At 63.7% G+C, this 12,928-nt stretch carries 10 protein-coding genes; 6 read left to right on the top strand and 4 right to left on the bottom strand.

The genetic code is table 11. The annotated features are described in order from the left end of the window. Nucleotides 1–81 precede the first annotated feature (81 nt). The 3 genes from QN397_RS20180 to QN397_RS20170 all read left to right on the top strand — a co-directional run bounded on the left by QN397_RS20180 (nt 82) and on the right by QN397_RS20170 (nt 2,479). Nucleotides 82–501, top strand: a complete 420-nt coding sequence (locus QN397_RS20180; protein ID WP_323501739.1) for a GNAT family N-acetyltransferase — start codon at nt 82–84, stop codon at nt 499–501. Next, nucleotides 498–1,286, top strand: coding sequence for a GNAT family N-acetyltransferase (locus QN397_RS20175; RefSeq protein WP_323501732.1), 789 nt, complete (start codon nt 498–500; stop codon nt 1,284–1,286). The genes QN397_RS20180 and QN397_RS20175 overlap by 4 nt, the downstream gene beginning before the upstream one ends. An 83-nt stretch (nt 1,287–1,369) precedes the next feature. Then, complete coding sequence (locus QN397_RS20170; RefSeq protein ID WP_323501731.1) at nt 1,370–2,479, top strand: TlpA disulfide reductase family protein; 1,110 nt, start codon at nt 1,370–1,372, stop codon at nt 2,477–2,479. Nucleotides 2,480–2,578: 99 nt separating this feature from the next. Here QN397_RS20170 and QN397_RS20165 read toward each other — a convergent pair whose 3' ends face one another. Together QN397_RS20165 and QN397_RS20160 are read right to left on the bottom strand one after the other, a co-directional pair. Then, nucleotides 2,579–3,823: a D-alanyl-D-alanine carboxypeptidase family protein gene (locus tag QN397_RS20165; protein WP_323501730.1), complete on the bottom strand. Its 1,245-nt coding sequence runs from the start codon at nt 3,821–3,823 to the stop codon at nt 2,579–2,581. A gap of 109 nt (nt 3,824–3,932) precedes the next feature. Further along, entirely contained in the window at nt 3,933–4,415 is a 483-nt protein-coding gene (locus QN397_RS20160) for an Lrp/AsnC family transcriptional regulator (RefSeq protein ID WP_323501729.1), read from the bottom strand. A gap of 118 nt (nt 4,416–4,533) precedes the next feature. On the opposite strand from QN397_RS20160, the gene hppD reads away from it, so the two are divergent. From hppD to QN397_RS20145, 3 genes are all read left to right on the top strand, one after another. After that, nucleotides 4,534–5,622, top strand: a complete 1,089-nt coding sequence (gene hppD / locus QN397_RS20155; protein ID WP_323497982.1) for a 4-hydroxyphenylpyruvate dioxygenase — start codon at nt 4,534–4,536, stop codon at nt 5,620–5,622. An 11-nt stretch (nt 5,623–5,633) separates the two neighbouring features. Then, complete coding sequence (gene phhA / locus QN397_RS20150; protein ID WP_416352346.1) at nt 5,634–6,542, top strand: phenylalanine 4-monooxygenase; 909 nt, start codon at nt 5,634–5,636, stop codon at nt 6,540–6,542. A gap of 256 nt (nt 6,543–6,798) precedes the next feature. After that, nucleotides 6,799–7,281, top strand: coding sequence for a GreA/GreB family elongation factor (locus tag QN397_RS20145; RefSeq protein ID WP_323501728.1), 483 nt, complete (start codon nt 6,799–6,801; stop codon nt 7,279–7,281). Between the two features lie 393 nt (nt 7,282–7,674). Here QN397_RS20145 and QN397_RS20140 read toward each other — a convergent pair whose 3' ends face one another. Beyond that, nucleotides 7,675–10,689 (bottom strand): RNA-directed DNA polymerase, encoded by a 3,015-nt coding sequence (locus tag QN397_RS20140; RefSeq protein ID WP_323501727.1) that lies wholly within the window; start codon nt 10,687–10,689, stop codon nt 7,675–7,677. A gap of 488 nt (nt 10,690–11,177) precedes the next feature. Continuing rightward, nucleotides 11,178–12,923 carry a hypothetical protein gene (locus QN397_RS20135; RefSeq protein ID WP_323501726.1) on the bottom strand — a complete coding sequence of 582 codons (1,746 nt, stop codon included), beginning with the start codon at nt 12,921–12,923 and terminating at the stop codon, nt 11,178–11,180. Between the last annotated feature and the right edge of the window lie 5 nt (nt 12,924–12,928).

Genomic DNA, 12,928 nt, shown 5'->3' with positions numbered 1-12,928 from the left:
GTGCTGCGCAAGGCGACCGCTTCTGACGCCGCACTCATCGCCGACATCCACACCCGCAGCCGGGCGACCACCTACCGCGGCATGCTTTCCGATACCTATCTCGACAACGACATGGCAGCCGAAAGCCTCGCGCTTTGGCAGTCGCGCGCAGACGAACTCAGGGCCAACACCGGCAATGTGCTGATCGCCGAACGCAACGGTCAGCCCATGGCCTTCGTCCGCGTGCTGGCGCCCGACGACACCGGCGGCGCCTACCTCGACAACCTGCACGCGATGCCCGACCAAAAGGGCTCCGGCGCCGGCACTGCCCTGCTGGCGGCCGCCGCAGACTGGGCCAAAGCTCGCGGCGCCACGCACATGCACCTGCGCGTGCTGGACGACAACGCGGCCTCCATCGGTTTCTACACATCACGCGGCTGGCAACTCACCGATCGCATCAAGGACATCATGGGCGGCCAGGAAGTGACGGCGCGGATCTATGCGTTGAGGCTGGATGCGTGACCTTGCTCGACCTCGCAACGGTCCGCGCGTTCGAACAGCGCAGCTTCAACGCGTGGCCTGCGCGCGAGACGGTGTTCTTCAACGGCTGGCTGTTTCGCATGAGCGGCGGCTATACCAAGCGTGCCAACTCGGTCAACGCTGCCGATGCGGGCGCAACTTTCGAGGGCGTGCGGGGCGCGGCGGAAACCTTCTATGCGCAGCATGGACTTCCGACTGTTTTCCGCTTGTCACCGTTGGCGCCGCCAGAGGCCGACCGCGAACTGGCCGATGCCGGATACGCGTTCTTCGACCCGACGCAGGTGGCACGTGCGACGCTGAGTGCTGCGGCGCCCCACGCATCAGTGAACATCTCAGCCGCACCATCAGCTGACTGGCTCGATGGCATCGCCGCGGCCAATGGCATCGCGTCGACGAACCACGAACTGCACCACGCTATGGTGCGCTCCATCGCGCTGCCGAGCGCCTTCGCCACCTTGCAGGACCACGGCGAGGCCATCGGCTTTGGGCTGGCGGTGCTGGAACGTGGCGCAGTGGGTTTCTACGACATCGTCGTGGCGCCGCACCGACGCGGGCAGGGTCATGGTCGTGTGCTCACCTGCGCACTGATGCAATGGGGCCGCACGAAGGGCGCGGAGTCTGCTTACCTCCAGGTGCGTGAGCAGAACGAAATCGCGCGGCGCCTGTATGCCCAGCTCGGGTTCGAAGAGTTCTATGGCTACCACTATCGGGTGGCGGACAACCTGTTCGCGCGGCCGGCTTCGGCCCCGCTGGCCAAAAAGGATTGACCCTCGACCCGACCTGCGCCAGTTGCCGTGGCAGGATGTCCCGTCCCCGCCCCATCCACCTCTTGAGCCCCGGAGTACTGCAGATGATCCGCATCTTTCACGACACGCGCGAGACTGTGATCTCGGACGCACCACTCACCGATGCGCCAGCCACCGACGCTCTGTGGCTCGACGCAACCCAGATCCACGAGGCCACCGGCTGGGAATGGAAGCCGCAAGGCCTGTGCCGCGACGACACCTGCATGCCCGTGCCGCGCAACGCCGACGCTCCGATGGTCGATGGCGACCGGCTCGATCTTGCCGCCTTCTGGCGCTACGCCGGCTGGCCGGTCGTGCATGACGAGAGCGGCCATGTGTGGGTGCTCGGCGAAGGCGCCGCCAATCGCGCCGATGCCCTGAACAGCCTGCAGGCCCCGGACTTCGAGCTACCCGACCTGGAAGGCCGCATGCATCGCCTGTCGGACTTGCGCGGGCAGCGAGTATTTCTAAGCACGTGGGCCTCTTGGTGAGGCTGCAGGTTCGACTTGCCCGTGTGGCAGTCCCTGCATGAAGCGGCCAAAGACCATGGCTTTACCGTACTGGCGATCGCGCTCGACGAGCCCGAGCCGGTACGGCCCTGGATCGAAGCAGCCGCTCTCACCTTCCCATCTCTGATCGATCGAGAGCACCGCGTCGCCGAGCTCTACAACCTGGTCAACGTGCCGCAGGCGGTGTGGATCGACGAGACCGGCCGCATGGTGCGTCCGCCCGAGAGCGCCGGCTCGACCGACGGCTTCAACGAGCGCGATCGAACCACGAACACCCTGCCCGCTGCGGTACTGGAGCGACGTGCTCGCGCGAAGACGGCGTACTTCGACGCGGCGCGCGACTGGGCACTGAACGGCTCGGCCAGCCGCCATGTCATGAGCCCCGACGAAGTGTTGAAGCGCCTGCAAGTTCCCGATGCCGGCATCGCCGAAGCGCACGCGCGCTTCAGGCTAGGACAGGTGCTACTGCGCGATGGCCGCGAGGCAGAAGCCAAGGCGCAATTCGACGCCGCGTCGCAACTGCATCCCGACTCGTGGGCGATCTGGCGGCAGCACGCGGAGCGCGACGCGCGAGGCCTGGCGGCTGGTGCGGACTTCTGGGCACGCCTCGATGCAAGGGCCGACAAGCCGTACTACCCGCCGGCCGATATCCGCGACGGACCATGACACGTCACGGTAACTAGCACTTACCGTGGGTGGAGGATGGGGTTGCAGGGAGAGCAGTGCACGCGCAACGGCTATGCCGCCGTTGGCGTACCCGCAAATTTACTTGCCAAACAATCCGGTCACGCGCTGCCATGAGCGCAGCATCAGGCCCGCGCGTTCCACATCGGCCTGCGCGACCAGCGGGGTTTCTCCGACCTGTTTGCCGTTCGAGCTAGCAACCACCTTGCCGATCACCGCGCCCTTGGTCACTGGCGCCTCCAGCCCAGGCTTGAGCTGCACTGCGGTCTGCACCTTTTGACCGCGCGGCACGGTCACTGTCCATGGTGATCCCAGAACCGCGGGAACCGTGTCGGCCTTGCCGAAGTTGACCTTGGCAGCTGTCACCGCCGTGTTGGGCTGGATGGGCGTGGCCTGCTCGAAGTTGGCGAAGCCCCATCCGAGCAGCGAGCGCGTCTCGTCTGCACGTGCCTTTGCGCTGCTGGTGTTGAGGATCACCGTGATCAGACGCATCCCGTTGCGCTTGGACGACGTGACAAGACAGTAGCCCGCTTCCTCGGTGTGGCCGGTCTTCAGTCCGTCGACCGTGGGATCGGTGTAGAGCAGCGCGTTGCGGTTCCCCTGCTTGATGTTGTTGTACTTGAACTCACGCTCCGCATAGATCGGATAGAAGTCGGCACTGTCGCGGATGATGGCGCGCGCCAGGATAGCGAGGTCGCGCGCAGACGACTTGTGCTCCGGAGCGGGCAGGCCCGTCGCGTTCACGAAATGCGTGTGCGTCATACCGAGGCGTTGGGCTTCGGCGTTCATGAGCTTGGCGAAGTTCTCCTCGGAGCCGGCCATGTGTTCGGCGATCGCCTTGGACGCGTCGTTGCCCGACTGGACGATGATGCCGCGCAGGATGTCGATCACCGTGGCCTGGCTGTTGAGCGGCAGGTACATGCACGACTCGGTGCTCGATCCGCGGCACCATGCGTACTCACTGACCGAAACAAGGTCTTCCTTCTTGAGCTTGCCCGATCGAAGCGCCTGCTCGACCAGGAAGCTGGTCATCATCTTGGTCAGTGACGCCGGCGGCAGCGCTTCATCGGGGTTGTCAGAAGCAAGCACCTCGCCGGAGTCGAAGTCCATCAGCAGCCATGCCTTTGCGGGCAGCGCCGGTGGGCCGCCGGCCGTACTGGCCTGCGCGGCGACTGACGCCGCCGCAGGCTTGGTGGTCGCCTGCTTCTTGGCAGCTGACGGCTTGGCGGCGTGATCCGAGGCCGCGAAGGACGCCGAGTACGGTAGGACGACGCCAGAGGCGATCGCGACAACGATGGAAAGAGCGGAAAGAGCGGAAAGGCGCATTGTTTGCATGAGTCAGGGGCTTAACGAAATTTGTAGTGAATCGGAGCGTTGGTTTCGATCAGCCTGCATTTTCAGGCTTTGGAATCCACGACAGCGGCATTGCCGCTGCTTAAAAAGGTAACGCCGTGGTTCGTTTGACCGTGTCGAGCACGAAGCTCGTCTTGCAGTCCTGAACACTCGGATGCTTGAGCAATGTCTCCATCACGAAGCGCGAGTAGTGCGCCATGTCGCTCACCATAACGCGAAGCAGGTAGTCCATGTCACCCGTCAGCGAGCTGCATTCGACCACTTCGGGCCAGGCTTGCACGGATGCGCGAAATGCATCCATCGGGCTGCGCTTGTGCACCGCGGAGTGCTTTTCCAGTCGGACGTTGATGTAGGCCGTGAGTGCAAGCCCCACTCCCTCGGGATCGAGCAGGGCGACATAGCCCGAGATGACCTTCGATTCCTCCAGGCGCTTCACCCGCCGAAGCGTGGCGGAAGGCGACAGATTGACGACCTGTGCGATCTCGTCATAGGTGGCTCGGCCGCTGGCCTGGAGCACGCGAAGGACGCGCAGGTCGATTTGATCGAGTTCGATTGGTGCAGGCATCAGCGGTATGTTGCAGGATTCCTGCGTCAATGCGCAAGCCCAGCGTGAACTTGCAGGAAAACTGCTTGCCTCATCCTTAGGATCGAATCATCACAAACCACCCACTGATGGAGACGGCATGAGCACCGACCTTTTCGACAACCCCATGGGACTGCAAGGCTTCGAGTTCGTCGAGTTCGCCGCGCCCGAGGCCAACACGCTCGAACCGTTCTTCGAAAAGCTCGGCTTCTCGCTGGTTGCAAAGCACCGCTCGAAGGACGTGGTGCTCTACCGGCAGGGCGATATCAACTTCATCGTGAACCGCGAGCCGAACAGCCCGGCTGCGTACTTCGCCGCCGAGCACGGCCCGTCCGCCTGCGGGCTGGCATTTCGCGTCAAGGACTCGCACAAGGCTTATGCCCGTGCGCTCGAACTCGGCGCGCAGCCCATCGAGATTGCCACGGGTCCGATGGAGCTGCGCTTGCCTGCGATCAAAGGCATTGGTGGCGCACCGCTGTACTTGATCGACCGCTTCGAAGATGGCAAATCGATTTACGACATCGACTTCGAATTCATCGAAGGCGTCGAACGCCATCCCGTCGGGCACGGGCTCAAGGTGATCGATCACCTGACGCACAACGTGTACCGCGGCCGCATGACCTTCTGGGCCAACTTCTACGAGAAGATTTTCAACTTCCGCGAGATCCGCTACTTCGACATCCAGGGCGAGTACACAGGCCTCACCTCGAAGGCGCTGACGGCGCCCGACGGCAAGATCCGCATCCCGCTGAATGAGGAATCGTCCAAAGGCTCGGGCCAGATCGAAGAGTATTTGATGAAGTTCAACGGCGAAGGCATTCAGCACATCGCGCTGCTGAGCGACAACCTCGTCGACACGATCGACCAGCTCGGCCTTGCCGGCGTGCCGCTGATGACCGCGCCGAACGACGTCTACTACGAGATGCTGGAGACGCGCTTACCCGGCCACGGCGAGCCGATCTCGGAGCTGCAGGCGCGCGGCATCCTGCTGGACGGCACGACCGAGGGCGGGACCCCGCGCCTGCTGTTGCAGATCTTCTCGCAGACGGCCTTCGGTGGCCCGGTGTTCTTCGAGTTCATCCAGCGCAAGGGTGACTACAGCGACGGTTTCGGTGAAGGCAATTTCAAGGCGTTGTTCCAGTCGATCGAGCGGGATCAGGTGCGACGCGGCGTGCTGCAAACGGCCTGAAGGTGGCGCCCTTGCTTTGCCTCGATACCGCCGCAGTTCAGAGCGCCAAACACGGTCTGGCGGCCGGCGATGCGGGCCAGCCCCAGCGCGCCGATTGGACGATCGACCAGGGCTGGGACGCCTATACCGCTGCCGAGCATGGCGTCTGGAAGACCCTGTTCGAACGCCAGTCGAAACTGCTGCCGGGCCGGGCGTGCGACGAATTCGTCGAAGGCATGCGCAATCTGCCCATTGGGGCGGATGAGATTCCGGATTTCCGGCGCCTCAGCGACGTGCTGATGAAGAAGACAGGCTGGCAGGTGGTCGCGGTGCCGGGCCTGGTGCCTGACGAGGTGTTCTTCGAACATCTGGCGCATCGACGATTTCCGGCGGGTCATTTCATCCGCAAGCCGCACGAACTGGATTACCTGGAAGAGCCCGACGTGTTCCACGACGTGTTCGGCCACGTGCCCATGCTAATGAACCCGGCCATAGCGGACTACATCCAGGCTTATGGCGAAGGCGGATTGCGCGCGCAAAAGCTCGGCGTGCTCGACAAGCTCGCGCGCGTCTACTGGTACACGGTGGAGTTCGGTCTGCTGAAGCAACCGGACGGGCTGCGCATCTATGGCGCCGGCATCGCGTCGTCATTCACGGAGACGGCTTTTTCGCTCGACGACGCATCGCCCAATCGCATTGGTTTCAATCTGGAAAGGGTGATGCGAACCAACTACCGCATCGACGATTTTCAGGAAAGCTACTTCGTCATCGACAACCTGGAGCAGTTGCTGAAGCTCGCGAAGATCGACTTCGCGCCGCTGTATCAACGCATCGCAGGCCAGCCCGACTTCGATCCGGGCAAAGTGCTGGCGAGCGACACCGTGCTCGCACGCGGAACGGGTCGCTACCATGACGACAAGCGTAAAAAGGTCGCTGGCTGAGTCGGGGCGACACGGGCTTTTTGTCTGTTTGTAGCCCACACCACGACATCGCGGTCGGGCTGGTTTCTCCAAAGCGCAGTCGCCATCACTGGATGACCACCGGTCGTGACGTCCGGCCCGCCAGATAAGTGCGATGGTCGGCAGAGGGTCCGTAGCTGAAGTTAACCTGCAGCCAACAGAAGCGTCGAAGGCTGGTGGAGCCCTTCATAATCAATATCTGCCTCCCCCCGCTTGTTCGAGACGCCTAGCTTTCATCATGGATAAATTCTTGCTGCAACAGCAGGTGCTGGAACGGCTCGCCGAAGACCTGCTGCAAGCCGAACAGGCCGTGCGAGCGGCCCATGAAACGGCGACCCACGAAGAAAACATCGCCGAAAACAAATACGACACATTGGGACTCGAAGCCGCCTACCTGGCCACCGGCCTAGCTCGGCGCGCCGAAGCCATCCGCCAGGCGATGGCCAATTGGCGCCAATTCCGCCCGCGTCCCTACGACGCCAGCAAAGGCATACAGCTCGGCGCGCTGGTCTGCCTGGTCGATTCCGAGGACAAGCAGCAACAGCTCTTTCTCGGCCCGGATGGGGGCAGCATGAAGTTGGTCAGCGGCGCTCAGCGCGTTCAGGTCCTCAGCAGCGAAGCCCCTTTGGGCAGGGCCATGCTGGGCAAATGCGAGGGTGATGAGGTGTCGATACAGGTCGCTCCAATCCGACAACAGTTTGAGGTGCTGCGGGTTCATTAAGCCGCAAGAGCCGCAGGCAAGTTCACGCCGAATTGGCCGAGGTCAGCAGACGTGCAGGCGTCGTGAACGTACCGGCTGGCTGGCGAGGTCAGCAGTACTTTGAGACTGGCCAATGGGTCCGAGATGCCACTGGCGCATGAATGACCGCTGCGTGGCCCAGACCGTGAACTCAGGGACGTCACCGGCAGCAACCGCCGGAAATCCGTCTGCAGACCTGTCGCATTTAAGGACTGCTTCGCGCCCGTAGCGGACCTAGCTTCGGAGAAGTTGCCCGCCCTTAAGTGGTCATCTGCAGATACAAGTGTCGAGATGTCGGGGCGCCGACCCGCGGTCGTTTGCCGCGCGAATCTTTATTGCACAAAGGGCTGCAGCCGCTCGCCAGACCTCTGGCGCTCACCCCTCTCCCGCCGGCAATACTTTACGGCTGAAATCAATATTAAACCCATCCGGCACCGGCTTGAAGGGCTTGGCCGGGGAGCGGTGGCTGCTCTGGAAGGCGCGCAGCGCTTGCACGTCGATCTCGCCGATCACGCAGTAGTCGGTGATGCCACCCTTCACGCGCAGCAGGTCGCGCTGCCAGCTCTCTTTGAACGGCGCGCGGATGCGGCTGTCGCCGTACTGGCGGTCGTTGCACTGGACGATGTAGGCGTGCATGTCCAGCGCGGCGGATTCCACCAGGGCGTTGAAGGTCTCGGTGTCCTGATTCCACTCTGGCACGAACAGCGCATCCACCTTGCCGCGCAAAGCGGCGCGGTAGCTGATGTTGGTCAGCTCGCTGCAGACCAGCAGGGCGAAGCGCAGGTCGCCGTGTTGCAGGATGGGCGGTGTCTTCCAAACCCTGTCCGGCTTCAGTTCCAGCCCAGCCAGGCGCTCTAGCTCCTGCTCTTCGTGAAAGGCCGGACGCTGTTTGTCCTGCCGGTAGATCATCAGCGAGGGGAAGCCCAGGCCGTCGTGCGACAGCGCGGCCCACACTTGGTGGCGTACCCGTCTTTTGCTGGCGTGCAGGTATTCGATGCCGGTGATCAGGGAAATGCCGCGTCCCTGCAGCTTTCGGGCGATGCGGATAAACCAGTGCGCAGGCAAGGCCAGCTCAGGCAGCACGAGGTAGCGGCTGTTCTGCGGCTGGGCGATGACGCCATCGAGCAAATGGCAAAGGCGGGCGTAGCGATCCACATCTGGGTCAGGCATGCGCATGACCGAGGCTGTCCAACTCGCCATCTGGGTTTTCCAGCTGGAGACCGCAATGCCGTAGGAGCGCTTGGGCTGGCCATTGGGGATCTGCAACACGTCGTGTTTGTCGAAGACGGGCGCAGCGTCGCCGAGCTTGAAACCCCGCACCGCGAGCACGACGGCCTGCATGGGTTCGTGCTGAGCCGCGTCGTAGGCCGCCTTGTTGAGGATGAACAATTCCGCCAGGTTATACGGTCTAGTGGCGAACAGCAGGCCATGCGGCAAGCCTTTGAAGCGGATCCACTGAGCCAGGTGTCGCGTGCCATCAAGCACCGTGTCCGGCAGCAGTTCCGCCGCATGGGCACAGGCAGCCACGGTCTTCCTGGCCGGGATACCGCGCTGGGCAACCATCTCCTGGGGCAGCCCGATGAAGCGGAACGGCATGTGCGCCAGATCGAAGGAGAACAGGCGTGCCTGCTGGGCCTGAAAGCCCTTGGGCGACAGATACCAGTCCAGCAGCGCGGCGACATCAAGCGCGGGCAGGTACCCGTCCATGTGCGCCTGCCAAGCAGCCTTACCGTCTTTCGACAAACGTGGCGGGAAGGCGGCGCTGACGCTCTCGCGCACGGTGGCGTAGATCTGCTTCTGCCAGCGCGTCATCAGCTTTGTCGTAGGCGGCACGCTGTCGCTCGGGCAGGCCTTAATGCCCAGCTCGCAGTGCTCGGTCAACTGAGTGCAAAGTCGTTCCAGCGCCCGCATGATCTTGCGCAGGGCCTCGAAGTCTTCACACGCTGTGGCCAGCCTGACTACGCGGGGCAGATACACCGCCAGGTCAAAGAACTGCGGCAGCACCAGCACATGCTGCACAAAGGCGCGGAAGAAGGCTCGGCGGTGCGCCCGCCAGGCGTCTGGCAGCAGGTCGCGCTCGTAGGCTTCGAAGTCGCGCAGCTTGATCGCAAAGCCGGCGCGGCGCATGGTCAGGGCATCGGCCTTGCGCAGGTTGTCGGCCGCCTCGCCATCGCGTTGCGTGGCAGCCAGCAGGTCGGTGCCCACATGGCTGGCCGAGCGCGGCAGGCGCGGCATGGCGCGCCACTCGCTCGCGCGTTCGTGAATCTGGTGGGCAATGGCATCCACCAGGGTCTTGCCAGGCTCGCCCGCCAGTATGAACACCTTGTTCTTGGCGTTGGCGAAGCGGATCTGGCTGTCGCTCAGGTAGGCGGGCTGAAAGCCGACCTGCTTGCGCTCCTGATCCGCCCAAGCGAGCTTGCCGCCGGCCCGCGCGAACACCCAGTCCCACAGTTCGGCGGTGGAGCGGAAGCTGGCACCGTTCTCCATCACCAGCAGGATGTCGTCCACGTAGCGGCCGTAGTACAGCGGCGCCAGTTGCTGTTCAACGATGCGGTCCAGTTCGACGAGCGCCACGTTGGCCACCACGGCCGAGGCCGGCAGGCCGACGGGCAGGCCCCTCTTAAGCGGCGTGGCCGTAGCCCAGGCGCGCAATGCCTGGATGAACAGACGGTGGAGCTTGGCCTGGGAGGGCGACAGCTCCAGGCCCATCACATCGACCACAAAGCCCGGGGCCAGCATGAAGCCGGGATTCAGCTCGTGGTAGAAAGAGCTTACATCCGCTGTGAGCGCCACGATTTTCTTGTCGGCCTCCAGCGCGGTACGCATGGCCGTTATGCCCTTGTCTCGCCAGTCGCGGAAGGGTTTCAGGTAAGGCTCAAAGGAGCCGAGCGAGAGCGGGTTCATGCCTTTGTCATCCTGCTTGCGGCGCAGGCGGTTGCCGTAAGCGCAGGCCGTCAGCCCGGCGTCGAACAGGTGGCCGACCTCCAGCATCCACAAGGTGGACAGCACATGGAAGTCCAAGCTGCACTTGGCCATCACCCGGAATTCCGCTTTGGGCTTTTGCGGCTTTGGACCGTCGGCCAGCAGGCTGCATGCGTGCGCCCATTCATCGGCCGGCGAGGAAAAGATCAAGCCGTTGCCATGCTGTTTGCGGAACTGCTCCCAGCTATGAATTCCCTCGGACTTATCGGGCAGCATGTCCACCGACTTCGCTGCAAGCGTCCAGTCGCCGAGGAAGTCAGCTTGCGTGACCCACAACTCGTCTTCGCCCTCGATCTTGGCCAGCAGTGCGGTCAGGTTGGCTTGCAGCTCGTCCTCGTAGTCTGCAATCGCGTCCAGCGAGGCGTGGGACGAGTAATACAGATCGACTTTGGCCTTTCGATACGCCAAGCTGAGATCATGAAGGCTAGTCACAGGAGGTCTTTCGCGAGAGTCGATGGCAACGGGGCTTCGTAACGCGCTTGCCACTGGCTTTCGGGGATCTGTGCTACGAAGCGTTCTACAGTTTACGCAGCGACTTGACGTGGATTGTTCCTCATCAGTCAGTCGGTTCCGACGCCCGGCCTTGAACCCCTCAAGCCGCAAGTCTCACACAGGCTTAGAGCCTCGCCTTCGCCGAATCACTGAGCAGTTGCAAAGCCGCCGGTCACGGATGTCTGCTCCTGGCCGCATTCTGCTACAGCGGCGTCTGACCGCTTCTGGCCAGATTGCGGACACAGGCCGAGCAACAGTGTAGGTCCGCTTCGCGGCGCAAAGCGGACATCGAAGGCAGCGTCGAACGGGATCACGGCGACCAGCAGTCGACAACGCGGCAGACGAGTTGATGGCACCGATCGACAGAACCGAACCTGAGCGGCCATCCGAGCCGCCTCATCGACTCAACCCAACAACCGCCCCAGCACCGAAGGCAACGACGCGGCGTCACCCAACAGCGCGCTCTTCCCTACCTCGAAGATCCGCCGGCTCGCCGCCGCCCCTTCCGCATCGAGCAACAAACCGAGCGTGCCAATACCCACCAGCCGCGCCGATTGCACCGCATGTCGCGCATCCTCGATCAGGTAATGCGGATCGTGGATGTCGACATCGTGCGGCTCGCCATCGCTCATCACGACGACCAGTCGACGGGAGGCGGGTTGTGCTGTCAGTGCACGCGTCGCGTGGCGCAACGCGGCGCCGAGCCGTGTCGACAGGCCGCTTTGCAAGCTGGCCAGTCGCGCGGCAGTGCCGTCGCTCCACGCCTCATCGAAGTCCTTCACGCGCCAATGATTGACGCCCTCTCGGCCATCGGAATCGAAGCCCTGAATCGCGAGTGAGCCACCGGTTGTGGCCAACGCGCCGGCGAGCAGTCGGGCCACACGCTGCTGCGTCGTCAACTGAGTGCCGCCCGCCGCATCGCTGCCGTGCGGCCGCGCGCTGGAGGCCGAACTGTCGATCAACAACAGCACGGCGACGCTCTCCGCCGCCTGCGTCGATCGGGTGTGCACGCGAAGCTCATCCGCACTGCCGCTGCGCTGTGCCAGCACCGCACTCACGGCTTCGTCGAGTTCGATGTCGTCGCCGTCGCGCTCACGCCGTCGCAGCACGCGGGAGCGCATCGCAGACTTCTGCAGCATCAGGGTCAATGCGCGCTGCACCGGTGCGTCGTGCTCAAGCGTCGCCACCGCAGATGCATGCACGCCGACAGACTCCCCAACCTGCGGATGCCGCTCGTGTACCACGCACCAGTCCGTCCGCAACTTGCCGATCCGACGATCCCATTCCGGATATCGCCACTGCACGGGCGCAGGAGGCGTTGCATCGGCAGGTCCCTCTTGCAGCCGTGCCGCGGCAGACACCGGTTGCGACTGCTCGGGCTGTTCGCCGGCATGGCGTTGCCAGAGCCAGCGGTTGTCGTCGCGGTAGCTCGGCCCCGGCCGGTACATACGCGCGTTGAAGCCCATTCGCATCTGGCCGATGTCGTTGCCGAGGGCCGATGCCATCGCACGCAGCGCATCGGGTTGCGACTGCGCCAACACCTCGCCACCATCGTCGAGATAGAAGCGCGCCCTGCCCTTGCGCACCCACGGATGCGGATCGTCGTAGCCGGGATCGACGAGGCCGCGTGCGAGCCGAAGCATCAGCGTTTCGAAGTCGTCGCCGTCTTTCGGCGTTGCGGTGTGCAGCGGCGCCCAGAGTCTCCGCAAGCCGGGTAACTCACGGCATGCCAGCGCTTCGGCCCGCGCGTCTTCAAGCAGGCCGAGCAAGGCCTGCGTGATAGGCGCCGTGCCTTCGCGCACGAACACGCGGCGAGAAAAAACGATGTGTGCTGCAGCGTGCGCGGCAGCTGCGCTGTACCAGCGACGGGCATCGGCCGTGCTCGCGCCGGCGGGTGGCGATGGCAGGTGCAATCCACTCTCTGCAAGAAACGGCGTCTGCCCGCCTTCGATTCCTGCGGGAAGATGCAGCAACGGTGGCGTCACGTTCCAGAGCAGCCGCAGCCAGGCGCCGATGGGAAGCCGCAGCGCATCGAGCTGACCGCTTTGCTCGGTACTTTCGCTATCCGTGATCGGGCGAGCCGTCGCTACAGACGAGTCCATGCCCGCTTGAAGGTCCGCTCGCAAGTCCAGGTCAACCACCGCGTTCATCGCAG

This window comes from Variovorax sp. RTB1 (assembly GCF_035018765.1).
GTDB lineage: Bacteria > Pseudomonadota > Gammaproteobacteria > Burkholderiales > Burkholderiaceae_C > Variovorax.
The sequence above is the reverse complement of the archived record's forward strand: the minus strand, read 5'-3'. Positions and strand labels throughout refer to the sequence as shown.

Coding starts and splice junctions, on each gene's coding strand:
- QN397_RS20160 (WP_323501729.1), bottom strand. CDS start 4,415: ATGCCTGCACCAATCGAACTCGATCAAATCGACCTGCGCGTCCTTCGC.
- QN397_RS20165 (WP_323501730.1), bottom strand. CDS start 3,823: ATGCGCCTTTCCGCTCTTTCCGCTCTTTCCATCGTTGTCGCGATCGCC.
- hppD (WP_323497982.1), top strand. CDS start 4,534: ATGAGCACCGACCTTTTCGACAACCCCATGGGACTGCAAGGCTTCGAG.
- QN397_RS20145 (WP_323501728.1), top strand. CDS start 6,799: ATGGATAAATTCTTGCTGCAACAGCAGGTGCTGGAACGGCTCGCCGAA.
- QN397_RS20135 (WP_323501726.1), bottom strand. CDS start 12,923: ATGAACGCGGTGGTTGACCTGGACTTGCGAGCGGACCTTCAAGCGGGC.
- QN397_RS20180 (WP_323501739.1), top strand. CDS start 82: ATGCTTTCCGATACCTATCTCGACAACGACATGGCAGCCGAAAGCCTC.